We start from the raw sequence: 24167 nt of genomic DNA, 5'->3' as shown, positions 1-24167 counted from the left end.
GTCGCGGCGTGCGCACCGGGATCGTGATCCTGCCCGAACACCGCTGGTGGTGGGCTGAACACAAGTGGAAGGCCGCCGAGGAGTACGGCTTCCACCACGCGTGGACCTATGACCACGTGGGGTGGCGGTCGCTCGTCGACGGGCCGTGGTTCGGCGCGGTCCCGCTGCTGGCGGCGGCCGCCGCGGTGACCGAGCGGATCAGGCTCGGCACGCTCGTGGCCTCGCCGAACTTCCGCCACCCCGTGCCGTTCGCGCGGGAGCTGACGGCCCTCGACGACATCTCCGACGGCCGCTTCACCCTCGGCGTCGGGGCCGGCGGCATGGGGTACGACACACAGGTGATGGGCGACACGGCGCCCCGGTCGCGCCAGGGGCGCTTCGAGGAGTTCGTCACACTCCTGGACCAGCTGCTGACCCGGGAGCGCACCACCTTCCGGGGCGAGTACTACGAGGCCCGGGAGGCCCGCGGCCACCCCGGCTGCGTGCAGCGGCCCCGGCTGCCGTTCGTGGTGGCCGCGAACGGGCCGAAGGCGATGGCGGTGGCCGCGAGGTACGGCACCGGCTGGGTCACCACGGGACCGGAGACCGACGACGACGCCGAGTGGTGGGCGGGCGTCGAGCGGATGGCCCGGCGGTTCCGGGACGAGCTGGACGCGATCGGCCGCGCCCACCACACCGTCGACTTCCACCTCAACGCCGACTCGTGCCCGGTGTACTCGATGACCAGCGTGGAGCGGTTCCGCGAGGTCGTCGGCCGGGCCCGGGCGCTGGGCTTCACCGACCTGATCTCGCACTGGCCGCGCGCGGAGGGCGTGTACGCGGGCAGCGAGGCCGTGCTGGAGCGCGTCGCGGCCGACGTGCTGCCGGAGCTGGTGGGCAACCGGCCGGGCTGACCGGGGGGCACGGCCCTACGATGAGCGCCGTGCCACTCCGCATCGCGGTCGACCTCGTCTACTACACCGGTCGCAAGGGCGGTACCGAGAGCTACGCCCGCGGCCTGTTCCAGGCCCTCGCCGCGCACGACGACCTGCGGTTCGTCGGCATCGGCAACCGCGAGCTGGCCGGGCGGGCGGTGGACTGGTTCCCCGGCGAGGTCGTGCCGCTGCCCGTGTCGGGGGAGAACCGCGCGGCGTGGGCGGCGGCGGTGGCGTTCGCCGTCGGGCCGCGGGCCCGGTCCCTCGGCGCGGACCTGCTGCACTGCCCGACGAACTTCGCGCCGCTGGTGCGGCTGCTGCCGACGGTGGTCACGGTGCACGACGTCCAGGCGATCCGGCACCCGGAGTGGGTGCCCGGCGGGCGGCGCCAGGCGCGCGGCGTGCAGGTGCTGACCAGGGCGGCGGTGCGGACGGCGAACCGGGTCGTCGTCGTCAGCCACGCCACCGCCGCGGACGTGCACGAGCTGCTGGGCCGGCCGACGGCCGACATCGACGTCGTCCACAACGGCGTCGACCGGGTGGTCGACACCGCGCCCGCCGCGCCCGCCGGGCGGCCGTACGTGCTGACCGGCGGCAACCGGATGCCGCACAAGAACTTCGACCGGCTGCTGGAGGCGTGGGCGCTCATCCCGGCCGCCGAGCGCCCGAGGCTGGTCGTCACCGGCAGCCACGGCGACGACCCGCTGCGGCCGGTGGTGGAGCGCCTGGACCTGGGCGGTGACGTCGAGCTGCGCGAGTGGGTGAGCCCCGAGGAGCTGGCCGCCCTCTACGACGGGGCGAGCGCGTACGCGTTCCCGACCCTGTTCGAGGGTTTCGGGCTGCCGGTGCTGGAGGCGATGGCGCGCGGCTGCCCGGTGGTCGGCTCGGACATCCCGGTGCTGCGCGAGGTCGGCGGCGACGACATGGCGTACTTCGACCCGCGCGACCCCGCCGCCATCGCCGCCGCGGTCCGCCGGGTCGTCGGCGACCCGGGCGCGCGGGCCGCGATGGCGGCGGCCGGGCGCAGGCGTGCCGCGACCTTCACCTGGCGGCGCAGCGCGGACGCCACCGCCGAGGTCTACCGCCGGGTGGCCGGGTCGCGCCCGCGGGAGTCGGCCGCCGGAACGCCGGGTTAGAGTCTGCGCCTGTGCGACGAGTCGTGGTGATCGGTGGTGGGATCGTCGGCCTGGCGACGGCGCGGGAGCTGGCGCGGCGCGGGCACGACGTGGTGGTGCTGGAGAAGGAACCGCACTGGGCGGCCCACCAGACCGGGCACAACAGCAACGTGGTGCACGCGGGCCTGTACTACAAGCCGGGGTCGCTGAAGGCGCGCATGTCGGTGGCCGGCAACGCCTCGATCGTCGCGTACGCGCGCGAGCACGGCGTGCCGGTGGAGGTGTGCGGCAAGCTCGTCGTCGCCACCTCGGCCGACGAGCTGCCCCGCCTGGAGGCGCTGGCCGAGCGGGCGGCGGCCAACGGCGTGCCGGCGCGGCGGATCGGGCCCGACGAGGCGCGCTCCTACGAACCCGAGGTCGCGGCGGTGGCGGCGCTGCGGGTGGAGAGCACCGGCATCATCGACTTCCCGGCCGTGTGCGCGGCCCTGGTGCGCGAGCTGAGCGGGCACGACCTGCGCCTGCACTCGCCCGCGCTGGGCATCCGGCGCGCCCGCACCGGCGGCGGGGTCGAGGTGGCCACGCCGGGCGGCGTGGTGCGGGCGGACGCGCTGGTCAACTGCGCGGGGCTGCACAGCGACCGGATCGCGCGGCTGGCCGGCGTCACGCCGTCGGCGGCGATCGTGCCGTTCCGGGGCGAGTACCACGAGCTGCGGCACGACCGGCGGCACCTGGTGCGCGGGCTGATCTACCCGGTGCCCGACCCGGCGCTGCCGTTCCTGGGCGTGCACCTGACCCGCATGCTCGACGGCAGCGTGCACGCGGGCCCGAACGCGGTGCTCGCGCTGCGCCGCGAGGGCTACCGGTGGCGCGACTTCTCCGCGTCCGACGTGTTCGACGTGGCCCGGTTCCCCGGCACGTGGCGGCTGGCCCGCCGGTTCGCCCGGACCGGCGTGGACGAGGTGCTGCGCTCGCTGTCGCGGCGGCGCTTCGCGGCGAGCCTGGCCCGGCTGGTGCCCGCCGTCACCGAGGACGACCTGGTGCCCGCCTCGGCGGGGGTCCGGGCGCAGGCGATGCGCCCGGACGGGTCGCTGGTGGACGACTTCCTGATCGACACCGCGCCGCGGCAGGTGCACGTGCTCAACGCGCCCTCGCCCGCCGCGACCTCCGCCCTGGAGATCGGCCGGCACGTGGCGGGCGAGGTGGAGCTGAGCTGGTCCTGACCGTCAGGCGGGCGTGAGGACGTCCCTGCCGACGAACGGGCGCAGCGCCCGCGGGACGACGACCGAGCCGTCGGCCTGCTGGTGGTTCTCCAGGATCGCCACGAGCCAGCGGGTGGTGGCCAGGGTGCCGTTGAGCGTGGCGGCGACCTGCGGCCTGCCGTTCTCGTCGCGGTGGCGGATGTTGAGCCGGCGCGCCTGGAAGGTGGTGCAGTTCGAGGTGGAGGTCAGCTCCCGGTACGCCCGCTGGCTCGGGATCCACGCCTCGCAGTCGAACTTGCGGGCCGCGCTGCTGCCCAGGTCGCCGGCCGCGGTGTCGATGACCCGGTACGGGACCTCGACCTTGGCCAGCATCTCCTCCTCCCAGGCCAGCAGCCGGGCGTGCTCGGCCTCGGCGTCCTCCGGCGCGACGTAGGAGAACATCTCGACCTTGTTGAACTGGTGCACGCGGATGATGCCGCGGGTGTCCTTGCCGTACGAGCCGGCCTCGCGGCGGTAGCACGACGACCAGCCCGCGTAGCGCTTCGGGCCGTCCAGGATCTCGTCGGCGTGGTAGCCCGCCAGCGGGACCTCCGAGGTGCCGACCAGGTACAGGTCGTCGGCCTCCAGGCGGTAGACCTCGCTCGCGTGCGCGCCGAGGAACCCGGTGCCGCCCATGATCTCCGGCCGCACCAGCGTCGGCGTGGTCATCAGCGTGAAGCCGGCGGCGGTGGCCTGGGCGACGGCCAGGTTCAGCAGCGCCAGCTCCAGCTGCGCGCCGACGCCGGTCAGGAAGTAGAAGCGCGAGCCCGACACCTTCGCGCCGCGCTCCATGTCGATCGCGCCGAGCCGGGTGCCCAGGTCGAGGTGGTCCAGCGGCTCGAAGTCGAACGCGCGCGGCTCCCCGACGTGCTTGACCACCACGTAGTCGTCCTCGCCGCCGTGCGGGGCGTCCGGGTGGACCACGTTCGGCACGGCGCGGTGCAGCTCGGCCAGCTCGGCCTCGGCGGCGGACTGCTCGACCTCGGCGGCCTTGACCTCGGCGGCCAGCTCCTTGCCCTTGGCCAGCAGCGCGTCGCGCTCCTCGCCCCTGGCCCGGCCGACCTGCTTGCCGAACGCCTTCTGCTCGCCGCGCAGCGCGTCGGCGCGGGCGATGGCGGCCCGGCGGCGCTCGTCGGCGGACAGCAGCGCGTCGACCACGGCTTCGTCCTCGCCGCGCGCGCGTTGCGACGCGCGGACGGCTTCCGGGTTCTCGCGCAGTGCCTTGAGGTCAATCACACCGGTCAGGGTAGTACCCGTCACCCAGCCGTTTCCGGGGCGGTGCGGCTCGGCCCGACCCGGGTCCACGCCGCTCGCGGCCGTGTTCGCGCGGCCCGCGGCGCGCCGCCGGTGCACCCCGGCGGAAACGACCGGTTGCCGGTGATCGGACCACCGGTGAAAGATCCGGCGGAAACGACTTTTCACCCAACCGAAAACACAGCGCGGGACAAACCCTGCCCGAACGGGCAGAAAGACAATCAGCTTAACCCTTTCGCGTGAATGTAACGCGCAACTCCCGGTCGCGGACATCCACGCGACTCATTTGCGTTACAACAGCCGAGTACGGTTTCCCGTCTGTGCAATGCCGCCACCCGACCGCCGATCCGGCGAGTCGGCAGCACCACTCCGAAATGCGATCAAGAGGAGCGCCAGTGCGCATCGCCATCGCCTTCGACTGCCTGTTCCCCTGGACCAAGGGCGGCGGCGAACGCCTGTACCGGGGCTTCGCCGAGGCGTTCGTCGCCGAGGGCCACGAGGTCACCTACCTGACCCGCCTGCAGTGGGACGAGCCGCCGGTGATCGAGGGCATCGAGGTCATCGCGGTCAGCCGGGACCGCGACCTCTACGACGAGAACGGCGTGCGCACCCTCGGCCCCGCCCTGCGCTACGCCCGCGGCCTGGCCGGGCACCTGCTGGCCAACCGGAACAGGTACGACGCGGTGCTGGTGTGCGCCGTGCCGAGCACCAACGTGCCCGCCGTGCGCGCCGCGCTGCTGGGCTCGGGCGTCGCGATCGACGTCGACTGGCTGGAGGTGTGGCGCCCGGACCAGTGGCGCGCCTACGCCGGCCCGGTCGTCGGCCGGGTGGCCAACGCGCTCCAGTGGCTCGCCGTGAAGCTCAGCCCCACCGCGTCGTGCCACTCGCGGCTCCACGCCGGCCGGCTCAGGGCCGCCGGGCTGCGCGGCGAGCCGGTCGTCAGCCCCGGCCTGATCGAGCCGCGCGAGGACGTGGAGCCGAACACGGCGGTCACCTCGCCCCCGCGCGTGGTCTTCGTCGGCAGGCACATCGCGGACAAGCGGGTCGAGACCATCCCGGCGGCCGTCGCCGAGGCCCGCAAGCAGGTCCCCGACCTGGAGGCCACCATCTTCGGCGACGGCGCCGGCCGCGCCGCCGTGCTCGCCGAGGTCGAGCGCCTCGGCCTGGGCGACGTCGTCCGCACCCCCGGCTTCGTCGACCAGGAGGAGCTGGACGAGGGCATCCGCACGGCGGCGGTCCTGGTCAACCCGTCGCAGCGGGAGGGCTACGGCCTGGTCGTGGTCGAGTCGTGCGCGGTCGGCACGCCGGTCGTGCTGGTGGAGGGCGCCGACAACTCGTCCACCGAGCTGGTCGAGCCGGGCGTCAACGGGCTGGTGGCCCGGACGACCGACCCCGCGGAGCTGGGCGCGGCGATCGTGGACGTGGTCTCGGCCGGCGAGGCGATGCGCAAGTCGACCCACGACTGGTACCTGCGGGTGAGCCGGACCCACACCGTCCGGGCCAGTGCCCTGCAGATCCTGGACCGGCTGGCCGGAGCCGCCGCCGCCCGGCGGTGAGCGCGGCGGGCCCGTCGGGTCGTCCTCAGAGCACCATGCCGACGTACAGGCCGTTCGCGCCGGTGTAGGGGTGCCCGTACCGCTTGGTCAGGGCCTCGTCCGCCGTGGTCTCGCGCCACTCGTTGCGCCGGCTGTCGCGCACCAGCCAGCTCTCGCGCGGGAACGCCACCCGGCCGTCGCGCAGCCCGGCGTCGAGGGCCTGGTTGTGCCCGATCGGCATGGTCACCAGCACGCGCCCCTCGGGCGCGGCGCAGTTCCTGACGTTCTCGATCGCCCGGAACACCTTGTCCGGCTCGCGGGGGCTCTCGTCCCAGCCCACGTGCTCCAGGGTGGAGATCGCCACGACCGAGTCGAACGGCTCGGCCGGCCGGTAGTCGACGACGTCGGCGTTGAGCACACCGGGGACGACCTCGTACTTGTCGACCACCGCGTGCGCCCGGAAGCCGTAGTGCGCGAGCACGTTGCCGACCTCCAGCACCCGGCCGCGCCGGTGGGACAGGAACCAGCGGGCGATCGAGATCTCCACGGCCCGCTCGTTGAGGAACGCGTTGTTGTAGCGGAGGAAGGTGTACGGCAGCTCCTCGCCGAGGAAGCCGAAGCGCTCGTCGCGCCGCACGACCCTGGTCATCGGGAACGCCACCTGGCCGGCCGCCACCGCGGCGACCCGGCGGGCGGTCGGGACCACGCCTTTGTCGCGCACGGATTCGCGCAGGCCGCTGATCGTCCGGTCCAGTTCCGTGCGCAGGACGTGGATGTTGGGCACGGGCTTCCTCCCTGTGCGGCGCTCGACCCGGGGCGGTTGACCGTTCGACCCTAGCCCTGTTCCGGTCACCGGGAGGGGGTTACCGCGAAACGGGTCGCCCCCCGTGAATCCAGCACGTGAAAGTACCGAAAAGCCCTCCCGATATTCCAATTCGGGAGGGCTTTTCCACGGCTGCGGGCAGGCGTCCGGCCGGCGGCACCGGTCAGGAGATCGCGACGGCGACCACGAGGCCCAGCGCGACGTGCGCGGCGGCGACCACGACGCTGGCCGGGGCGAACCGGTCGGACTGGATCAGGGCGCCGATGTCGAGCCGGGTCACCCACTCCAGCAGCCGCACCGCGAGCACCTGGACCACGATGCCGACCAGGCCGAAGATCAGCGCCGACAGCAGGCCCTCGTCCAGCTTGCCCGCCGAGCTGTAGATCGCCACCACGACGATCATGGCCATGCTGACCAGGCCGGCCGAGGTCACGATGACCGCGTTCGGGTGGCCGTCGCGCACCAGGGTGCTGAGCTTGCCCGGCGTGGTCCAGTCGATCGCGTAGAAGCCGAAGACCATCAGCAGCAGGCCGACGACGGCGTAGAGCGCGATGGCGCCGACGCCCTGGCCGATGCTGCTGCCGAAGCCGGGGTCCAACGCGAGGTTGGTGATCACTGATCCTCCAGGGGGTGCGGGTTGGGGGTGTGCGCCGCCGGTGAAGGAGCCGGTGACGGAGTGGGTCGGGCCGGGCGTGCGCTCACCCCACGACCCGGTGCGGCACGAACGTCGCGCCGTCGTCGGTGACCAGGCCGACGGTCTCGCGGATGCCCAGGCCCGCCGAGGCGTCGCCCACGACCCAGGCGCCCAGCGCCGGCCGGTAGCCGTCGAACTCGGGCAGCGGGTCGAACAGCTGGTAGACGAAGCCCTCCTTGCCGTAGACCCCGCCGGTGCTGGTCTCGTAGCCGGGGGCGACGATCTGGATGTTGGCGCCCTCCCGACCCAGCCGCGGCTTGCGCACGTACTCCGTGAGGAGACCGGGGTCGTCCAGGAACGCGGGCAGGAGGTTGGGGTGGCCGGGGTACATCTCCCACAGCACCGCCAGCAGCGCCTTGTTCGACAGCAGCATCTTCCACAGCGGTTCGAGCCACAGGGTGGTGGGCAGGCCGGCCACGGCGTGGCGGCCGAACTCCTCCTCGACCACCCACTCCCACGGGTAGAGCTTCACCACCGTGCCCATCGGGGCCTCTTCGAGGTCGACGAACCGGTTGAGCACCGGGTCCCAGCCGATCTCCTCGATGGCCAGGCCCACGGTGTCCATGCCCGCCTCGGCCGCGGTCTCCTGCAGGTAGGCCACGGTGACGTGGTCCTCGCCCGAGGGCTCCGCGCCGGACCAGGTGAAGTGCACCTCGTTGGACGGCAGCCGGGAGCCGATCTCCGCCCAGCGCTCCACCAGCTTCTCGTGCACGGAGTTCCACTGGTCGTCGTCGGGGAACAGGTCGGTCTTCCAGTTCCACTGGACCACCGACGCCTCCAGCAGGGAGGTGGGCGTGTCGGCGTTGTACTCCAGCAGCTTGGCCGGGCCGCCGCCGTCGTAGCGCAGGTCGAACCGCCCGTAGACGTGCGGGTCGCGGCGCTTCCACGACTCGGCGATCGCGGGCCACAGCCACTCGGCGATGCCGAAGTCCCGGTAGCGCTCGGTGAGCACGACGTTGTCGACGGCCTCCAGGCACATGCCGTGCAGCAGCTCGACGTCCGCCTCCAGGGACAGGACCTCGCTCATGTCGAACACGTAGTGCGCGGACTCGTCCCAGTACGGCCGGGGGCTGCCGTCGGCGTTCCTGCCGGGCGCGCCGAACACCAGGCCCTGGTCGGAGACGGTGCGCTGCCAGTTCGGTCGGGGGGTGGAGGTCTCCCGGCGCACTCAGCTGCTCCCGCTCTTGCTGCCGCCGGAGACGCCGAAGCCGCCGCGCTGGATCACCTTGCCCGAGGACGTGCTGACGTTCGCGCCCTTGGGCAGGGTGTAGCTGCCGCCGGAGACCTTCTGGCCGACCGGCGTGCTGGGCCCGCCGTAGTGGTAGCGGTAGGAGTTGCCCCCGATGTAGAAGAAGCCGCCGCTGGAGTAGCCGCCGTGGCTGCGAACGTAGTTGTCGTCGCAGTAGTCGTCGTCGACCACGACACCGTCCATGGTGCACTGGGCGTCGACCTCGTCGGGGCTGGCCACGGCGTACCAGATGGCCACCACACCGACCACGCCGACGGCCACGCCACCGCCGATGAGCAGGCGCTTGCGCAGCTTCTTGCGCCGCTTCTCCTCGGCCTCGCGGGCCGCCTCGGCGTCGCGCTCCTGCTGGATGGCCAGGGCACGCGCGCGCTGCTCGGCCACGGTGGCCGGGCGCGGCCTGGTGCGCCCCGGCTCCTGGCTGCGGACCTTGCCGCGGCCGACCTGCTGCGGTGCCCCGGGTGCCGGCGCGGGCACGTACGGCGGCGGCGCCGCGCCACCGCCCGGCGCCTGCGGCCGGTCGGTTCCGGCCGGCCCCGGCGTCGGGGCGTTCCCGGTGTTGTCGTTCTCAGTCATCAGCCACTCCCGGCGGGGACGGTACAGAGATCGGCCGCCATTTGGGTGACGAGTGTCCAATTAGCAACACTCGGCACCCGCCCGGTGGGCTCCTCGGTCGGCACAGGCATCATGGAGTAGATGTCCATGAGCGCTCGCTGGTTTCGCCGAGGTGACCACGTCGTCATGCTCGGCGCGTTCGCGGGCGCCTTCGCCCTGCTGGCGCTCAGCACCTTCACCTCGTGGCCGGTGGGCGCGGGCGGTTCCCTGTCGGGCGGGTCGACGCAGGTCAACCCGGTGCTGACCGCCCAGGCGGGCGACTGCCTGAACTGGACGCGCCAGGACCTGGCCGACGTGGCCAAGGTCGACTGCGCCGCCCAGCACCTGTTCGAGGTCACCGGGGTGGTGGACATCTCGTCCTCGCACGGCCCGCAGGCGCCCTTCCCCGACGACGCGCAGTGGCAGCAGGTCAGCCAGGAGCACTGCACCAAGGTGTCGATGGACTTCCTCGGCGGCCGGTTCGACCCGTTCGGCAAGTACACCGTCGGCCCGCTCAACCCGGGCGAGCGGCTGTGGGGCGAGGGTCAGCGGACGCTGCGCTGCGGCCTGCAGGTCGCGGGCCCGGCGGGCGGCCTGCTGCCGGCCTACGGCAGCGCCCGCACCCAGGACCAGTCCGACGTCTACGACCCGGGCGTGTGCCTGGGCATCACCGAGGCCCGGTCGGTGGGCGACCCGGTGGAGTGCGCCAAGCCGCACACGTTCGAGATCGTCGGCGTGGTGCCGATGCCGCCGGGCGACTACCCGGCGCCCGAGCAGCAGGACCAGCTGCTGGCCGGCGAGTGCGACCGGATCGCCAAGGAGTACACCGGCGGGGCCGACCTCAAGGCGCGCAACCTCGTGGTCACCTGGGACACCAGGGCGCCGGAGAGCTGGGCCGCCGGCTCGCGGCTGACCAACTGCAAGGTGGGCGCCGTGCCCACCGACGGGCTGGTGGCCTGGGAGGGCAGCGTGCGCAACCCGGACGCGCCGCCGCTGACCACGTCGAACCCGCCGCAGACCACCACCGTGCGGCAGGACGAGCCGACCGGCGCGCCGCTGCACTCGGCGTCCAACACCGAGTCGTCGTCGGCCGCGCCGCCGTCGTCGAACCCGGAGAGCGCGTCGAGCGCGCCCACGAGCACGACCGAGACGAGCGCATCGAGGTGACCACGTGCCGGTGGAGATGTCCCGTCAGCGGTTCGAGGACCTGGTCGCCGAGGCGCTGGACCTGATCCCGCCCGCCTTCGCCTCGGCGATGGACAACGTGGTCGTGCTGGTCGAGGACCGCCACCCGGAGGAACCGGGGCTGCTCGGCCTCTACCACGGCATCGCGCTGACCCGGCGCACCTCGGACTACGGCGGGGTGCTGCCGGACCGGATCACCGTCTACCGCGAGGCGATCCTGGACATCTGCCAGGACGAGGACGACGTGGTGGACGAGGTCGCGATCACCGTGGTCCACGAGATCGCCCACCACTTCGGCATCGACGACGACAGGCTGCACGAGCTGGGCTGGGGGTAGCCGGGTCCCGGGGTCAGCCCGCCAGGTCCCGGTAGAACGCCGCCGGGTCGCCCGCCAGCGACGCCTTCACGTGCGCGCTCCAGTCGTCGACCACGACCTCCAGCTCACCGGCCTCGACACCGTCGAGGGCGGCGCGCGCCACGTCACCCGGCTGGTTCAGCGGCTCCAGGCCGGTGCCCGCGATCATGTCCGTGTCGGCCGTGCCCAGGTGCAGCGCGGTGACCTGGGTGCCCTGGCCGGCCAGTTCGAGGCGGATGCCGTTGGTCAGGCTCCACTGGGCGGCCTTGGCGGCGGCGTAGGCGCTGGTGCCCGGCGCGGAGAACCACGACAGCGCCGACAGCACGTTGACGATCGCGCCGCCGCCGTTGGCGGCCAGCACGGGGGCGAAGGCGCGGACCACCTCCAGCGTGCCGTAGAAGTGGGTGTCCATCTCCAGGCGGATCTTGGCCAGGTCGCCGGTGACCAGGTTCTGCCCGGTGTTGATGCCCGCGTTGTTGACCAGCAGGGTGACGTCCCCGGCGGCGCGGGCCGCGGCGGTCACCGACGCCGGGTCGGTGACGTCCAGCCGGAGCACGTGGGCGCCCGGCAGGTCCACGCCCTCCGGGTCGCGCGCGGTCGCGTACACCTTCGCGGCGCCCCGGTCGAGCAGCTGGCGGGCGAAGTGCCTGCCGATGCCGCGGTTGGCGCCCGTCACCAGGGCGGTGGAGCCGGGGATCCTCACCGCGGTAACCCCTCCGCCACGTCCACGCCGGTCCACGACGTGCACAGCCAGCCGCCGGGGGTCCGCTCCAGCACGACGCGGCCGGTGTTGGGCAGCAGGCCCGCCTCGGCGAGCGCGGGCCGCACGTTGGCCGCCAGCGCCAGCGCGGCCATCCGCAGCGCGCCGCCGTGGCTGACGAGCACGGCGGTCTCGCCGTCGGCGTGCCGGGCGGCGACCCGGTCGACCGCGACCAGGAAGCGGTCGAGCACCTGGCGGGCGGTCTCGCCGCCGGGCACCGGCACGTCCACCTCGCCCTCGCCCCACCGCCGCACCACCGCGATGAACTCCTCGAACGCGGCGCGGTCGTGCCGGCCCTCCAGGTCGCCGCAGAAGATCTCCTGCACGCCCTCGACGACCTCGACCTCCAGGCCGTGCGCGGCGGCGACGGGCTCGGCGGTCTGCCGCGCGCGCAGGGCCGTGCTGGCGTAGACGCCGGCCACGGGCTCGGCGGCCAGCGCCTCGGCCAGGGCGGCGGCCTGCGCCCGGCCCGCCTCGGTCAGCGGCGGCCCGGGCGGTCTCGAGTCCAGGACCATCCGCACGTTGGACGAGGTCTCGCCGTGGCGGACCAGGACCAGCTTCACGCGCCCCTCCCCTCCCTGATGTCGGCCACCCACCCGGCGGCGGAGACGAAGGCGTCGTTGCCCGCGGGCACGCCGCCCGGCTCGGCCTTCGGGTAGGAGCCGAGGAACCGGATGTGCTGGCAGTGCCGGTGCAGGCCGGCCAGCGCGTCGCCCACCCGGGGCTCGGCGGCGTGGCCGTCCAGGTCGATGTAGAAGCGGTACTCGCCGAGCCGGTCCTTGGTGGGCCGCGACTCGATGCGGGTCAGGTTGATGCCGCGCAGCGCCAGCTCGGCCAGCAGGTCCGCCAGCGCGCCGACGCGGTCGGCCGCCGTGCAGACCACGGAGGTGCGGTCGTGGCCGGTCGGCTCGGGCAGCGGGCCGGGCCTGCGGAACAGCAGGAACCGGGTCTTGGCGTCGCGCACGTCGGCCACGTCGGTGGCCATCACCTCCAGCGGGTAGTGCCGCACCGCCACCGGGGCGCTCACCGCCGCGTCGAAGTCGCCGTTCAGCACGGCGCGCGCCGCGGCGGACGTGGACGTCGTGGCGACCACCTCGGCGTCCGGCAGGTGCTCGGCCAGCCAGTGGCGCACCTGCGCCAGCGCGTGCGGGTGGCTGGCCACCGTGCGCACCGGGCCGCCGCCGGGCCGCCGCAGCACGCTGAACCGCACCGGCAGCACCGCCTCGGCCACCGCGACCAGCGGCTCCCCCTCGGTCAGCGCGTCCATGGTCGCCGGCACCGCGCCCTCGACGGAGTTCTCCACCGGCACGCACGCGGCCTCCGTCTCACCCCGTCTGGTGGCGGTCAGGGCGGCGGGCACGGTGTCGAAGGGCACGAGCTCCTGCTGCGGGGTGGCGAAGCCGCGTGCGGCCTGCTCCGTGAAGGTTCCCCGCGGTCCGAAATAGGCGAGCACGGCCGCAACGATACGAGGAGCACGGTTCGTGATCGGGGTTGAGGCGAGGATCACCCGCCCGGTGGGTGCCCGCCCCCGTTCCGCAGCAACGGGTTCTCCTGGAATGCTGGTGTTCGTGTCCGCCGATACGGAGGGTGAGATCAACGCTCCGGTAGCAGTTCCCCGTCTGGTGCTGTGCGCCGTCGACGAACCGCTGGCCCTCGCCTGGCTCGCGGTGGCCGAGGGCAGGCCGGGCGTCGAGGTGCACCGGGGCTCGGTGCTCGACATCGTCGCCGAGGCCGTGGTGAGTCCCGCGAACTCCCTCGGCTGGATGCGCGGGGGGATCGACGCGGTGTACGCGCGGGCGTTCCCGCAGGTCGAGGACAACGTGCGCGGTGCCGTGCTGGCCCTGCACGGCGGCGAGCTGCCGGTGGGCGAGGCGCTGGTCGTGCCGACCGGCGAGACCGAGCCGCAGTGGCTGATCAGCGCGCCGACCATGCGCCGGCCCGGCGAGCTGCTGCCCGGTGACACCGTCCACCCCTACCTGGCGGCCCGCGCCGTGCTGCGGCTGTGGCTGCACGGGCGGCTGGAGGACGGCAGGTTCGTGCGCCAGGCCGTGCGCACCATCGCCATGCCGGGCCTGGGCACGGGTGTGGGCGGCGTCGCGCCGACCACGTGCGCGCGCCAGGTCGCGGCCGCGTGGGACGAGGTGTTCAGCCCGCTCCCCCGCCGGTGACCCTTGTGGACAACCTTGTGGACAACCTGGGGACCGTTGTGGACAACTAGCGCGGTGCGACCCAGCGCTCCAGGTCGAGCTCGTCGGTGATGGGGATGCCGTAGTCGCCGACGCTGGGGATCTCCGGTTTGAGCCGGCGCGACTCGCGCACCGCGTCGGGCCGCAGCGCGGTGAGCCGGAACCCCCGGCGCTGGTAGAAGCGCAGGGCGTCCAGGTTGTCGTTGGTGGTGGTGAGGCGGACGCGCGTGCAGCCGAGCTGGCGCGCGCGCCGCACCGCGGCGTCGACCAGCGAGCTGCCCACGCCCCGGCCGCGCCGCAACGCGTCGATGGTGACGATCTCCAGGTGGCCGTCGGCCGTGGTGTAGGTGAGCAGGCCGACCACCTGCTCCTGCTGCTCCACCAGGAAACCCGGCAGGCTGGCGGGGAAGAAGACGTGCCCGTGGGCGACGGCCGTGTGCGAGCCCCACAGCTCCAGCACCAACCGGCCCACCACGATCCGGTCGGCTTCCTCGATCGCGCGTACGAACATTCCTGCACTGTCTTGGTGACCGCGCGCGGTGGGTACCGGCATTCGACCTATGGTTGGTTCGTGCCGGTGCGAGTGTTGCTCGTGGACGACCACGAGGTGGTTCGCAGGGGCCTCCGCGAACTGCTGGAGGACGAGGACGACATCTCGGTGGTGGCCGAGGCGGGCGGGGTGGGGGAGGCGCTGGTGCGCGCCTCGGCGACCCGGCCCGACGTGGCGGTGGTGGACGTCCGGCTGCCCGACGGCGGCGGCGTCGACCTGTGCCGCCGGCTGCGCTCGCTGCCCGACGGCCCCCGGTGCCTGGTGCTGACCGCGTTCGACGACGAGGAGGCGCTGGTCGGCGCGATCATGGCGGGCGCGTCGGGGTACCTGCTCAAGCAGGTGCGGGGCCAGGACCTGGTGAACGCGGTGCGCGAGGTGGCGGCGGGACGGTCGCTGCTGGACCCGCAGACCACCGCCCGGGTGCTGGACCGGCTGCGCCGCCCGGCCGAGGTCGACGTGCTCGACGCGCTGACCGAGCAGGAGCGGCGGGTGCTCGACCTGATCGGCGAGGGGCTGACCAACCGGCAGATCGCCGAGCGGCTGTTCCTGGCCGAGAAGACGGTGAAGAACTACGTGACCGCGGTGCTGTCGAAGCTCGGCATGGAACGGCGCACGCAGGCGGCGGCCTGGGTGGCGCGGCGGTCGCGCTGAGGTTCCGGCGGTCGCGCCGAAGTCCCCGGCCACCGCGCCGAAGCCCCGGAGTCCCCGACCGCCGCGCCGGAGTCCCCGACCGCCGCGCCGGAGTCCCCGACCGCCGCGCCGAAGCCCCGGAGTCCCCGGCCACCGCGCCGAGGTCTCAGCGGTCCCGCCAGGCCAGGGTCGACGTGCTCAGCGCCGCCTCCGCGATCCGGCGGGCGGTCCCCGTGGTCAGGCGCCCGCGGGCGGACTCGACCCACTCGTCCACGCGCCGCACGCCGACGTCCCGGTACTCGACGGCCTGGAGCAGCATCTCCAGCTTGTCCGCGTCGCTCGCGCACCGCGCCTCGGCGGACTCCCGGGCCTCGTACTCGTCCACCGCGTCCCGGACGGCGTCGCGCACGCGCGGCGGCAGCCCGGCGGTCTGGTCGGCGGTGATGGCCCGCGGGTCCGGCTTGACCAGGTAGTCGGCGGCCGTGTGGGGCAGGTCCCCGGTGCGGGTCTCCTGGGTGTCGTGCCACAGCGCCAGCAGCGACGCGCGGGCCGGGTCGGCGCCCTCCTCGACCGCGATCAGCGCGGCGAGCTGGGCGACCCGCGCGGTGTGCTCGGCCACCGACTCGGGGTCGCGCACGCCGGCGTGCCACCACCCGGTGCGGCGCACCCGCTTGAGCACGCCCAACTCGTAGCCGAACGCGGCGATGGCCGCGGCGTCGTCGTCCGCCAACTCGTGCTCCCCTGGTAGTCGTGGGGTGCATCCTCGGGGATCGGCGCGCGGTCCGCAGCCGTTCGGGGGGATTCAGGCGCGCAGCGGCACGTGCCAGTGGATCGTGGTCCCGGTGCGCGGCGACGAGGTGATCTCGCAGGCGCCCCCGGCGGCCAGCGCCCGCTCGCCCAGGTGCCGCAGCCCGCGCTTGGCCACCCCGCGCGGGATGCCGCAGCCGTCGTCGGTGACCTCCAGGTCCAGCCGGTCGGGGGTGCGGCGCACCGCGATGCCCACGCGCCGCGCGCCGGAGTGCCGCACCACGTTGGACAGCGCCTCGCGCAGCGCCGCCCGCGCGTGGTCGGCCAGCTCGGCGGGCACGTCCACCAGGTCGCCCTCGGTGCGCACCTCCGGTTCGAAGCCCAGCAGCTCGCCCGCGGTCCGCGCCTCGGCCAGCACCGACCGCCTCAGGTCGGCCTCGGCGGGCGAGCCGGGGTCGGCGCTGCGCAGCGCCCGCACGGTGGCCCGCACCTCGGCCATGGTCTGGTCGAGCTGGTCCACCGCCTCGGCCAGCCGCCGCGCCTCGCGGCCCTCCAGCTTGAGCCGCCGGTCGAGCAGGTCCAGCTGCACGCCCGTCGCGTAGAGCCGCTGGATGATCACGTCGTGCAGGTCGCGCGCGATGCGCTCGCGCTCCTGGTAGACCGCGACCCGCTGCCGCGCCGTGGAGCCCTCGGCCAGCACCACGGCCAGGCCAGCCTGCGCGGCGAACGCGGCGAGCACGTCCACCGTGTCCGGCCGGAACGGCGGCGCGCCCTTGCGCCGGTACACCGCCAGCGCCCCGATCCGCCGCTCCCGCGTCCCGAACGGCGCCACCGCGAACGGCCCGTACCCGCGCAGCGCCTTGGGCACGTACGGCGCGGTGCGCGGGTCGGTGGTGAAGTCGTCGGCCACCACGGGCACGCCGGTCCGGGCCGCGCGCGCCGCCGAGGAGCGGCTGGACAGCACCACGCCCACCGGGTCGTCGTCCCCGGAGGACGCCTCGCCGGAGGACGCCTCCACGGTCATCGTGCCGTCGTCGGCGGTGACCATGGCCAGGCCGAGGTCGGCCTCGGCCAGCTCGACCGCGCTGCGCACCACGAGCGGCAGCACGGCGTCGGGGTCGTCGCCGGCGAGCGCCGCCGAGGTGATCTCGGTCGACGCGGCGAGCACGCGCGCGGGGTCCACGGGGATCAACGGTAGGCCCCGGCGCGCACCGCCACCCGACCGGCGTCGACCTCCAGCACCAGGTCGGCGCGGTCGGCCTCCTCGGGCCGGTGGGTGACGTGCACGACCGCGCGGTCGGCCAGCACGTCGTCCAGCCGCGCCAGCAGCGCCCGCGCGGTGGGCTCGTCGAGGTGCGCGGTCGGCTCGTCGAGCAGCACGAGGTCCGCGTCGTGCAGCAGCGCCCGCGCCAGCGCCACCCGCTGCGCCTCGCCGCCGGAGAGCAGGGTCGGCCCGATCGCGGTGTCCAGGTCGAGCGGCACGCCGGCCACGTCCAGGGCCCACCGCAGCCGCGCGTCGTCGGCGTGCGGGTCGCCCAGCCGCAGGTTCTCGCGCACGGTCGTGGACGCCAGCATCGGCTCCTGCGGGCACCACGCCACCCGCGCGGGCCGCGCCACCTCGCCGCGCTCGGCCTCCAGGAAGCCCAGGAGCAGCGCGAGCAGGCTCGACTTGCCCGCGCCCGACGGCCCGACCACGGCGACCCTCGCCCCGGCGGGCAGGCGCAGGGTCACGTCGTCCAGCACCGGCTCGGCACTCCCCGGCCACCGCAGGGTGACGTGGTCGAGCGAGACGCCGGGCGCCGTGCGCACCCGGGTCGCGCCGCCGCGGGCCTGGTCGACGACCCGGCCGTACGCCTCGCGCAGCGCGGCCCGGTGCTGCGCGGCGGCGGGCAGCGCGCCCAGCACCTCGGCCAGCGCCAGGGGCACCAGCCCGAGCACCGGCACCAGCAGCGGGTCGACGCCGCCGGACAGGCCGACGCACACCGCCGCGGCCAGGCCGGTGGTCAGGTGCACCACGCCGGTCGCCGCGCCCGCGCCGAGCGCCTGCCGCCGCGCCAGCCGGGCCAGGGCGGCGTCGCGCTCGGCCAACTCGGCGCGCACCACCCGGTCGGCGCCGAACGCGATGAGGTCCGGTGCGGCCGTGAGCAGCGTCAGCACCCGCTCGGACACCTCCCGCCGCCCGCGCGCCAGCACGGCCGTGGCCCGGCGCTCGGTGAGCACGGCGACCGCGGGCGCCAGCGTCCCGCCGACCACCAGCGCCACCGCCAGTGCCAGCCCGGCCCACGGCTGGACCAGCGCGAACAGCAGCACCGCGGCCGCCGACGCGCCCGCCGCCACCAGCGGCGGCTGGAGCACGCGCGGCACCAGGTCGCGCACCGCGTCCACGTCGTCCACCAGGCCGGTCAGCTCGGCCCGCCCCGGCCGCAGGCCCCGCCACAGCCGGACCCGCAGCGCCTCGGCGAACCGGAACGCGGCGTCGTGCGTGACCAGCCGCTCCAGGTACCGGAGCACCCCCTTGGCCAGCGCGAACGTCCGCACGCCCACGACCAGCACGGACAGCGTCAGGATCGGCGGCTGGGTGGCCGCCTTGGCGATCAGGTGCGCGGCCAGGGCGGTCAGCGCCACGCCGCTGAGCGCGGCGGCCGTGCCCAGGGCGGCACCGGCCAGCAGCCGGGCGGTGGGCCGGGGCGAGCGCGGCACCGCCGGGCGCCGCGCCAGGCGCTCGACGGGCCGCGCCGCCCCGGCGTCGGCGGCCCCCTCGACCTCGCGGTGCCTGGCCAGCACGACCGCGGCGCCACCGGCCGCGGCCCGCTCGACCGCGGCCATGACCTTCGCCGCGGTGGCCGGGTCGAGGTGGGCGGTGGGCTCGTCCAGCAGCAGCACGGACGCGCCGTCCCGGACCCGGGTCAGCGCCCGCGCCACGGCCACCCGCTGCCGCTCGCCGGTCGACAGCTCGGCGACCGGCCGCGCCACCAGGTGGTCGGCCGCCACCGAGGCCAGCACGTCCAGGTCGACCCGGCCGGTGGTCAGCTCCAGCTCGTCGGCGACCGTGCGGCCGGCGAACGCGGGCCGCTGCGGCACCCAGGCGATGGCGTCCCGGTCGACCGACACCGAGCCGCCGTCGGGCTCCACGAACCCGAGCAGCACCCCGAACAGCGTGGACTTGCCCGCGCCGCTGGGCGCGTCCAGCCGGTGCACCTCGCCCGGCCGGACCCGGAAGCCCACCCCGTCCGGCGCGAACCGGTCCCGCCGCCGCACGCGCAGGTCGCGCACCTCCACGCCGGTCACGCGCCGCGCGGGGGGCCGCGGCGCGGGCACCGGGATCTCCGAGACCCGCCGCACGGCCTCCACGCCGTCCTCGGACGCGTGGTGCGCGGCGCCCGCCGCCCGCAGCGGCAGGTAGCACTCGGGCGCCAGGATCAGCACCACGAGCCCGACGACCAGCGTCATCTCGCCCGACACGAGCCGCAGCCCGATGCCCACGGCGATCAGCGCCACCGACAGCGACGCCGCGATCTCCAGCACCAGCGCCGACAGGAACGCCACCCGCAGCGTGCCCATGGTGGCCCGCCGGTAGCGCTCGCCGACCTCGCGCACGGCGTCGGCCTGCGCCGCCGCCCGCCCGAACGCGGTGAGCACCGGCAGCACCCGCACCAGCTCGGCCAGCCGGCCGGACAGCCGCTCCAGCGCCGTGGCGGCCGCGGCGACGCGCGCGGAGGTGAACCTGCCGATCAGGATCGCGAACACCGGGATCAGCGGCAGGGTCACCGCGATCAGCACCGCCGAGGTGGGGTCGGTCCACAGGACCCACCCGCCCACCAGCACCGGCACCACCGCGGTGGTGACCAGGGCGGGCAGGTAGCGGGTGAAGTAGGCGTCCAGCGCGTCCAGGCCCCTGGTCGCGGTCACCGCCAGCCCGGCGGGCCCGCGCGCGGTGATCCACGACGGCCCCAGCCCCAGCGCGCGGTCCAGCACCGCGGCCCGCAGCTCCTCCTTGGCGCCGGCGGCGGCGCGGGCGGCGACGGACTCGGTGGCCCACGCCAGCAGCGCCCGCAGCACCACGGCGGCGGCGAGCGCCCACAGCGAGCCGCCCGCCACGATGGCCTCGGCCAGCGCCACGGCCTGCCAGACCAGGGCACCGGAGGTCGCCACGGCCAGCGCCGCGCACCAGGCCAGCGCCCGGCGCGCCGACCGCGAGAGGGTGGGCAGCGCGCCGAGCGGACCCGTCCCCGGCTTCTTGGCGGAAGGGGCGCCGGGGAGGCTCACGGGGTTCACGGCTCCCGACCGGCCGGGACGTGCACCGGCGGGATGTGGCGGGTGCCGATGCGCCTGCGGAACACCCAGTAGGTCCACCCCTGGTAGACCAGCACGGCGGGCGTGCCGAACCCGGCGACCCACGTCATCACGGTGAGCGTGTACGGGCTGGACGCCGCGCCGGCCACGGTCAGCGACCACGCCGGGTCCAGGGTGGACGGCAGCACGTTCGGGTACAGCGCGCCGAACAGCGCCGCCACGGTCGCCGCCACCGCGACGCCCATCAGCGCGAACGCCTGCCCCTCGCGCCCCAGCACGAGCCGCGCGTAGGCGCCCAGGGCGGCCAGCGCGACCACGATCGACGCGGCCCACGTCCACGCGCTGCCGAAGCGCAGCTGCACGGTCAGCAGCAGCACCAGCAGCGGCAGCAGGGCGAACGGGGCGACCTTCAGCGCCAGCCCGCGGGCGCGCAGCCGCACCTGCCCCTCGGTCTTGAGGCTCAGGAACACCGCGCCGTGCACCAGCGCGTACCCGGCCACGGCCACCGCACCGAGCAGCGTCTCCGGGCTGACCGCGGCGAACGGCGAGCCGACCCGGTCGCCGGCCGCGTCCAGCGGCAGGCCGAACACGGTGGCCGACAGGATCAGGCCCACGCCCAGCGCGGCGGTCCACGAACCGGCCACGATCACGGTGTCCCACACCCGCCGCCAGCGCGCCGAGTCGACCTTGCCGCGGTACTCGAACGCCACCCCGCGCCCGATCAGGGCGAGCAGGAACAGCGTCAGCGGCAGGTAGGCGGAGCTGAACAGCGAGGCGTACCAGTCGGGGAACGCGGCGAACGTCGCGCCGCCCGCCACCAGCAGCCACACCTCGTTGCCGTCCCACACCGGGCCGATGGTGTTGATCAGCACCCGGCGCTCGGCCTCGTCGCGCCCGAGCACGGGCAGCAGCATGCCGACGCCGAAGTCGAAGCCCTCCAGGAACAGGTAGCCCAGCCACAGCAGGGCGATCACGCAGAACCAGAACGTCTCCACGGCTCCCCGCTTCAGTAGGCGAACGACAGGACGTCATCGCCCTTGTCGCTCTTGGTCTCGTCCGGTCCCGGGGCCGGCAGCACGCCCGCGACCCCCGCGCGGACGTACCGCCGGACCAGGAACACCTCGACGCACGCGAGCACCCCGTACACGAGCGTCAAGGCGATCAGCGACGTCAACACCTCCCCCGGTGTCGACGACGACACGGCCCGCGCGGTGAACATCCACACGCCGTCCACCCCGCTGGGGTTGGGCACCACCACGAACGGCTGCCGGCCCATCTCGGTGAAGATCCAGCCGAAGCTGTTGGCCAGGAACGGCGTGGCGATCGAGCCGAGCGCGAGCAGGCGGAACCACCGCCCGCGCGGCACCCGGCCACCGCGCGTCAGCCACAGGACCAGCAGGCCCGCGCCCGCCGCGAGCGCGCCGAACCCGATCATCAGCCGGAAGCCCCAGTAGGTGACCGGCAGGTTCGGCACGTAGTCGATCGGCTTGCCCGACAGCTCGCCGAGCCGCGGGTCCTCCGGGTAGTTGGCCCCGTACTTCTCCTGGTACATCGGCACCAGGTCCTCGATGCCCTTGACCTCGGTGGAGAAGTCGTTGTGCGCCAGGAACGACAGCAGCGCGGGCACCGTGACGCTCTTGACGCTCTCGCAGTCCTGCCGCCGGACGTCGCCGATGGCGAACACCGAGAACGACGCGGGCTGCTCGGTGTGGCACAGCGCCTCGGCCGCGGCCATCTTCATCGGCTGCTGCTCGAACATCAGCTTGCCCTGGACGTCGCCGCTGACCGCGAGGCCGGCGAACGCGGCCACCCCGACCCACGTGCCGAGCTTCACCGACGCGCGCCAGACCGCTCCCTCTTCGGTCCGCCGCCACAGGTGCCAGGCCGCGATGCCCACCAGGAACGACCCCGCGACGGCGAACGCCCCGAAGATCGTGTGCGGGAACGCGGCCAGCACGGTGTTGTTGCCCAGCACGGCCCAGATCGAGGTGAGCCGCGGCCGCCCGTCCACCAGCTCCGCGCCCACGGGGTGCTGCATCCAGGAGTTGGCGGCCAGGATGAAGTACGCCGACGCGATGGTGGCCAGCGAGAACGCCCAGGCGCAGGCGAGGTGGACCTTCTTCGGCAGGCGGTCCCAGCCGAAGATCCACAGGCCCAGGAAGGTCGACTCCACGAAGAAGGCGACCAGCCCCTCCATGGCCAGCGGCGCGCCGAACACGTCGCCGACGAACCGCGAGTAGGCGCTCCAGGTCATGCCGAACTGGAACTCCTGCACGATGCCGGTCACCACGCCCATGGCGAAGTTGATCAGCAGCAGCTTGCCCCAGAACTTCGTCATGGCCAGGTACTTGCGGTCGCCCGTGCGCACCCACGCCGTCTGCATCCCGGCGACGAGCAGCGACAGGCCGATCGTCAGCGGCACCATCAGGAAGTGGTAGACGGTGGTGATGCCGAACTGCCACCGCGCCAGGTCTAGGACGTCCACGGCTACGAAGCTAGGTCTCCCGGGGGTCCCGGTTCAGGTACGAGGGTCCCCCCTGGCCCAGGACCTAGGTCCCGTCCTCGGGACCGGCCCTGAGCAGGCAGGACGGGGCGTGGGTACCGTCACAGGACGCCCGGCCCCTCCGGCGGCTACCATGGTGGTGCCAGAGGGGAGTAGTTCCCCCGACCCCGCGCGGGTCGGGGCGAGGTGATCGACAGACTGATCCTCCGGGATCCGGTCCCTCACCCGCTCTTGTCAGCGGGCGAACGAGACCTCCGGCCGGGCAGGTGCACCACGCCCGGTCGGGGTCGTGCTGCCTCCGTCCGGGTTCATCGGACGTCGGAGGTACTCCAGTGGCACCCGAACTCATGGCGGCGGCGACCGCTTTCGCGGTCATCTTCCTGGCCGAGCTGCCGGACAAGACGATGGTCGCCACCCTGGTCCTGACCACGCGCTACCGGGCGTGGCCGGTGTTCGCCGGCGTCACCGCGGCGTTCGCGCTGCAGTGCGCGGTGGCCGCCTCCTTCGGCGGCGTGCTGACCCTGCTGCCCGACCGGGTGGTCGCGGGCGTGGTGGCGGCCCTGTTCGGCGTGGGCGCGTTCCTGCTGCTCAAGGAGGGCTTCTCCGGCGGCGACGACGAGACCGACGCCGCGTCGGGCGGGACGGGGCAGGTGAGCTTCCTGCGGGCGGCGCTGACGTCGTTCGGCGTGCTGTTCGCGGCGGAGTGGGGCGATGCCTCGCAGCTGGCGACGGCCGGGTTGGCGGCGCGGTACGGCACGCCGGTGTTCGTGGGTTTGGGCGCGTTCCTGGCGCTGACCACGGTGGCGGCGATCGCGGTGCTGGTGGGGCGCAAGCTGGCGTCCCGCATCCCGACGCGGCTGGTGCAGCGGGTGAGCGGCTTCCTGTTCGCGGCGTTCGCGCTGGTGGCGCTGTGGCAGGCGGTGCTGGGGTAGGCGGTGCTGGGGTAGGCCCTCAGCCGAGCTGTTCGAGGTCGATGGTGACGGGGAACGGGACCCCGGTGGTGAACGTGCCGGTCACGTCACCGGGGTCCTGGTACCCGAAGTCGCCGGCCAGGTGGCAGGGGGTCAGCGAGGTCGGCTCGTCCAGGTCGACGATCCAGTAGTGCGGGATGCCGGCGTCGGCGTACTCGGCGCGCTTGACGACCCGGTCCGTGCGCTTGGAGCCGGGCGAGACGATCTCGCACACGACCAGCACCTCGGACGCCCGGAGCATCCTCTCGCCCCTGGCCGCCTCGCGCGTGGTGACCACCAGGTCGGGGCGGCGGGAGAACCCGGGCTCGTCCGGCTCGGCGAGTTCGAGGTCGACATCGGTGTTGTGGAGCACCGCCAGGTCGCCCGGCAACCGGTGCCACAGCCGGAAGTACAGCTCACCCAGGGCGAGCGCGTGGCGCGGACCGGGGGTCGGTGCCACCAGGAGGCGACCTTCCCACAGCTCCGAGTAACCGGGCTCGACCTCTCCGAGCGCGGCGTACTCGGCGACCGTGAACAGGCGCGGCTGCCGGAGGGCGGTCGTCTCGTCCTTCATCCGCGCCGAGCGTTCCAGTTG

Annotated in this window: 24 protein-coding genes; 9 read left to right on the top strand and 15 right to left on the bottom strand. The window is 74.4% G+C overall.

What is annotated here, in order from left to right; genetic code table 11:
* The first annotated feature begins 8 nt into the window (after positions 1 to 8).
* From EKG83_RS00640 to lhgO, 3 genes are read left to right on the top strand one after another with little or no spacing between them, the layout of a single operon-like run.
* Positions 9 to 893, top strand: a complete 885-nt coding sequence (locus EKG83_RS00640; protein ID WP_033435114.1) for an LLM class flavin-dependent oxidoreductase — start codon at positions 9 to 11, stop codon at positions 891 to 893.
* Positions 894 to 922: 29 nt separating this feature from the next.
* Entirely contained in the window at positions 923 to 2050 is a 1128-nt protein-coding gene (locus EKG83_RS00635) for a glycosyltransferase family 4 protein (RefSeq protein WP_051766886.1), read from the top strand.
* 11 nt (positions 2051 to 2061) lie between these two features.
* Positions 2062 to 3249 (top strand): L-2-hydroxyglutarate oxidase, encoded by a 1188-nt coding sequence (lhgO, locus tag EKG83_RS00630; RefSeq protein WP_033435115.1) that lies wholly within the window; start codon positions 2062 to 2064, stop codon positions 3247 to 3249.
* A gap of 3 nt (positions 3250 to 3252) precedes the next feature.
* On the opposite strand, the gene serS is transcribed toward lhgO, so the two are convergent.
* Positions 3253 to 4503, bottom strand: coding sequence for a serine--tRNA ligase (serS, locus tag EKG83_RS00625; protein WP_033435146.1), 1251 nt, complete (start codon positions 4501 to 4503; stop codon positions 3253 to 3255).
* A gap of 413 nt (positions 4504 to 4916) precedes the next feature.
* Between serS and EKG83_RS00620 the strand changes: the two genes are divergently transcribed.
* Entirely contained in the window at positions 4917 to 6077 is a 1161-nt protein-coding gene (locus EKG83_RS00620) for a glycosyltransferase family 4 protein (protein ID WP_051766887.1), read from the top strand.
* 25 nt (positions 6078 to 6102) lie between these two features.
* Here EKG83_RS00620 and EKG83_RS00615 read toward each other — a convergent pair whose 3' ends face one another.
* The 4 genes from EKG83_RS00615 to EKG83_RS00600 form a co-directional block, all read right to left on the bottom strand.
* Positions 6103 to 6840 (bottom strand): class I SAM-dependent methyltransferase, encoded by a 738-nt coding sequence (locus tag EKG83_RS00615; RefSeq protein WP_033435116.1) that lies wholly within the window; start codon positions 6838 to 6840, stop codon positions 6103 to 6105.
* A gap of 202 nt (positions 6841 to 7042) precedes the next feature.
* Positions 7043 to 7495: a DUF350 domain-containing protein gene (locus tag EKG83_RS00610; RefSeq protein WP_033435117.1), complete on the bottom strand. Its 453-nt coding sequence runs from the start codon at positions 7493 to 7495 to the stop codon at positions 7043 to 7045.
* An 82-nt stretch (positions 7496 to 7577) separates the two neighbouring features.
* Entirely contained in the window at positions 7578 to 8741 is a 1164-nt protein-coding gene (locus EKG83_RS00605; RefSeq protein WP_033435118.1) for a glutathionylspermidine synthase family protein, read from the bottom strand.
* On the bottom strand, positions 8742 to 9395 hold the full coding sequence (locus EKG83_RS00600) for a hypothetical protein (protein ID WP_322746626.1): 654 nt from the start codon (positions 9393 to 9395) through the stop codon (positions 8742 to 8744).
* A 120-nt stretch (positions 9396 to 9515) separates the two neighbouring features.
* Between EKG83_RS00600 and EKG83_RS00595 the strand changes: the two genes are divergently transcribed.
* Together EKG83_RS00595 and EKG83_RS00590 are read left to right on the top strand one after the other, a co-directional pair.
* Complete coding sequence (locus EKG83_RS00595; RefSeq protein WP_228122467.1) at positions 9516 to 10580, top strand: septum formation family protein; 1065 nt, start codon at positions 9516 to 9518, stop codon at positions 10578 to 10580.
* Between the two features lie 4 nt (positions 10581 to 10584).
* The gene (locus tag EKG83_RS00590) at positions 10585 to 10935 is read left to right on the top strand and encodes a metallopeptidase family protein (RefSeq protein ID WP_033435120.1); all 351 of its coding nucleotides are present in this window, start codon (positions 10585 to 10587) and stop codon (positions 10933 to 10935) included.
* Between the two features lie 13 nt (positions 10936 to 10948).
* On the opposite strand, the gene EKG83_RS00585 is transcribed toward EKG83_RS00590, so the two are convergent.
* From EKG83_RS00585 to pheA, 3 genes are read right to left on the bottom strand one after another with little or no spacing between them, the layout of a single operon-like run.
* Positions 10949 to 11656 (bottom strand): SDR family oxidoreductase, encoded by a 708-nt coding sequence (locus EKG83_RS00585; protein WP_033435121.1) that lies wholly within the window; start codon positions 11654 to 11656, stop codon positions 10949 to 10951.
* Positions 11653 to 12276: a histidine phosphatase family protein gene (locus EKG83_RS00580; RefSeq protein WP_033435122.1), complete on the bottom strand. Its 624-nt coding sequence runs from the start codon at positions 12274 to 12276 to the stop codon at positions 11653 to 11655. Before EKG83_RS00580 ends, EKG83_RS00585 begins: the two co-directional genes overlap by 4 nt.
* Complete coding sequence (pheA, locus tag EKG83_RS00575; RefSeq protein ID WP_153277815.1) at positions 12273 to 13166, bottom strand: prephenate dehydratase; 894 nt, start codon at positions 13164 to 13166, stop codon at positions 12273 to 12275. The genes EKG83_RS00580 and pheA overlap by 4 nt, the downstream gene beginning before the upstream one ends.
* A 103-nt stretch (positions 13167 to 13269) precedes the next feature.
* On the opposite strand from pheA, the gene EKG83_RS00570 reads away from it, so the two are divergent.
* The gene (locus EKG83_RS00570; protein WP_051766889.1) at positions 13270 to 13881 is read left to right on the top strand and encodes a macro domain-containing protein; all 612 of its coding nucleotides are present in this window, start codon (positions 13270 to 13272) and stop codon (positions 13879 to 13881) included.
* A gap of 46 nt (positions 13882 to 13927) precedes the next feature.
* Here the strand turns inward: EKG83_RS00570 and EKG83_RS00565 are convergent, their stop codons facing one another.
* On the bottom strand, positions 13928 to 14410 hold the full coding sequence (locus EKG83_RS00565; protein WP_033435123.1) for a GNAT family N-acetyltransferase: 483 nt from the start codon (positions 14408 to 14410) through the stop codon (positions 13928 to 13930).
* Positions 14411 to 14470: 60 nt separating this feature from the next.
* Here EKG83_RS00565 and EKG83_RS00560 point away from each other — a divergent pair, with 60 nt between their 5' ends.
* Positions 14471 to 15100, top strand: a complete 630-nt coding sequence (locus tag EKG83_RS00560; protein ID WP_033435124.1) for a response regulator — start codon at positions 14471 to 14473, stop codon at positions 15098 to 15100.
* A gap of 145 nt (positions 15101 to 15245) precedes the next feature.
* On the opposite strand, the gene EKG83_RS00555 is transcribed toward EKG83_RS00560, so the two are convergent.
* From EKG83_RS00555 to EKG83_RS00535, 5 genes are all read right to left on the bottom strand, one after another.
* The gene (locus EKG83_RS00555; protein ID WP_033435125.1) at positions 15246 to 15809 is read right to left on the bottom strand and encodes an HD domain-containing protein; all 564 of its coding nucleotides are present in this window, start codon (positions 15807 to 15809) and stop codon (positions 15246 to 15248) included.
* Positions 15810 to 15881: 72 nt separating this feature from the next.
* Positions 15882 to 17018 carry a GAF domain-containing sensor histidine kinase gene (locus EKG83_RS00550; RefSeq protein WP_153277814.1) on the bottom strand — a complete coding sequence of 379 codons (1137 nt, stop codon included), beginning with the start codon at positions 17016 to 17018 and terminating at the stop codon, positions 15882 to 15884.
* Positions 17015 to 20092, bottom strand: a complete 3078-nt coding sequence (gene cydC / locus EKG83_RS00545; protein ID WP_033435152.1) for a thiol reductant ABC exporter subunit CydC — start codon at positions 20090 to 20092, stop codon at positions 17015 to 17017. Before cydC ends, EKG83_RS00550 begins: the two co-directional genes overlap by 4 nt.
* A gap of 5 nt (positions 20093 to 20097) precedes the next feature.
* Positions 20098 to 21114 (bottom strand): cytochrome d ubiquinol oxidase subunit II, encoded by a 1017-nt coding sequence (gene cydB, locus EKG83_RS00540; RefSeq protein ID WP_033435126.1) that lies wholly within the window; start codon positions 21112 to 21114, stop codon positions 20098 to 20100.
* An 11-nt stretch (positions 21115 to 21125) separates the two neighbouring features.
* The gene (locus EKG83_RS00535; RefSeq protein WP_033435127.1) at positions 21126 to 22604 is read right to left on the bottom strand and encodes a cytochrome ubiquinol oxidase subunit I; all 1479 of its coding nucleotides are present in this window, start codon (positions 22602 to 22604) and stop codon (positions 21126 to 21128) included.
* Between the two features lie 365 nt (positions 22605 to 22969).
* Between EKG83_RS00535 and EKG83_RS00530 the strand changes: the two genes are divergently transcribed.
* Complete coding sequence (locus EKG83_RS00530; RefSeq protein ID WP_153278843.1) at positions 22970 to 23554, top strand: TMEM165/GDT1 family protein; 585 nt, start codon at positions 22970 to 22972, stop codon at positions 23552 to 23554.
* 19 nt (positions 23555 to 23573) lie between these two features.
* Here EKG83_RS00530 and EKG83_RS00525 read toward each other — a convergent pair whose 3' ends face one another.
* Positions 23574 to 24146: a Uma2 family endonuclease gene (locus EKG83_RS00525; protein WP_051766890.1), complete on the bottom strand. Its 573-nt coding sequence runs from the start codon at positions 24144 to 24146 to the stop codon at positions 23574 to 23576.
* Between the last annotated feature and the right edge of the window lie 21 nt (positions 24147 to 24167).

Origin of the sequence: Saccharothrix syringae, from assembly GCF_009498035.1 — a bacterium.
Taxonomy (GTDB): Bacteria; Actinomycetota; Actinomycetes; order Mycobacteriales; family Pseudonocardiaceae; genus Actinosynnema; species Actinosynnema syringae.
This window is presented reverse-complemented; position numbering and strand designations above follow the sequence as displayed.

Excerpts from the sequence above, each read along its gene's own strand:
- EKG83_RS00600 (WP_322746626.1), bottom strand. The coding sequence starts at position 9,395 with ATGACTGAGAACGACAACACCGGGAACGCCCCGACGCCGGGGCCGGCC.
- EKG83_RS00595 (WP_228122467.1), top strand. The coding sequence starts at position 9,516 with ATGTCCATGAGCGCTCGCTGGTTTCGCCGAGGTGACCACGTCGTCATG.
- EKG83_RS00570 (WP_051766889.1), top strand. The coding sequence starts at position 13,270 with ATGCTGGTGTTCGTGTCCGCCGATACGGAGGGTGAGATCAACGCTCCG.
- EKG83_RS00565 (WP_033435123.1), bottom strand. The coding sequence starts at position 14,410 with ATGTTCGTACGCGCGATCGAGGAAGCCGACCGGATCGTGGTGGGCCGG.
- EKG83_RS00530 (WP_153278843.1), top strand. The coding sequence starts at position 22,970 with ATGGCGGCGGCGACCGCTTTCGCGGTCATCTTCCTGGCCGAGCTGCCG.
- EKG83_RS00525 (WP_051766890.1), bottom strand. The coding sequence starts at position 24,146 with ATGAAGGACGAGACGACCGCCCTCCGGCAGCCGCGCCTGTTCACGGTC.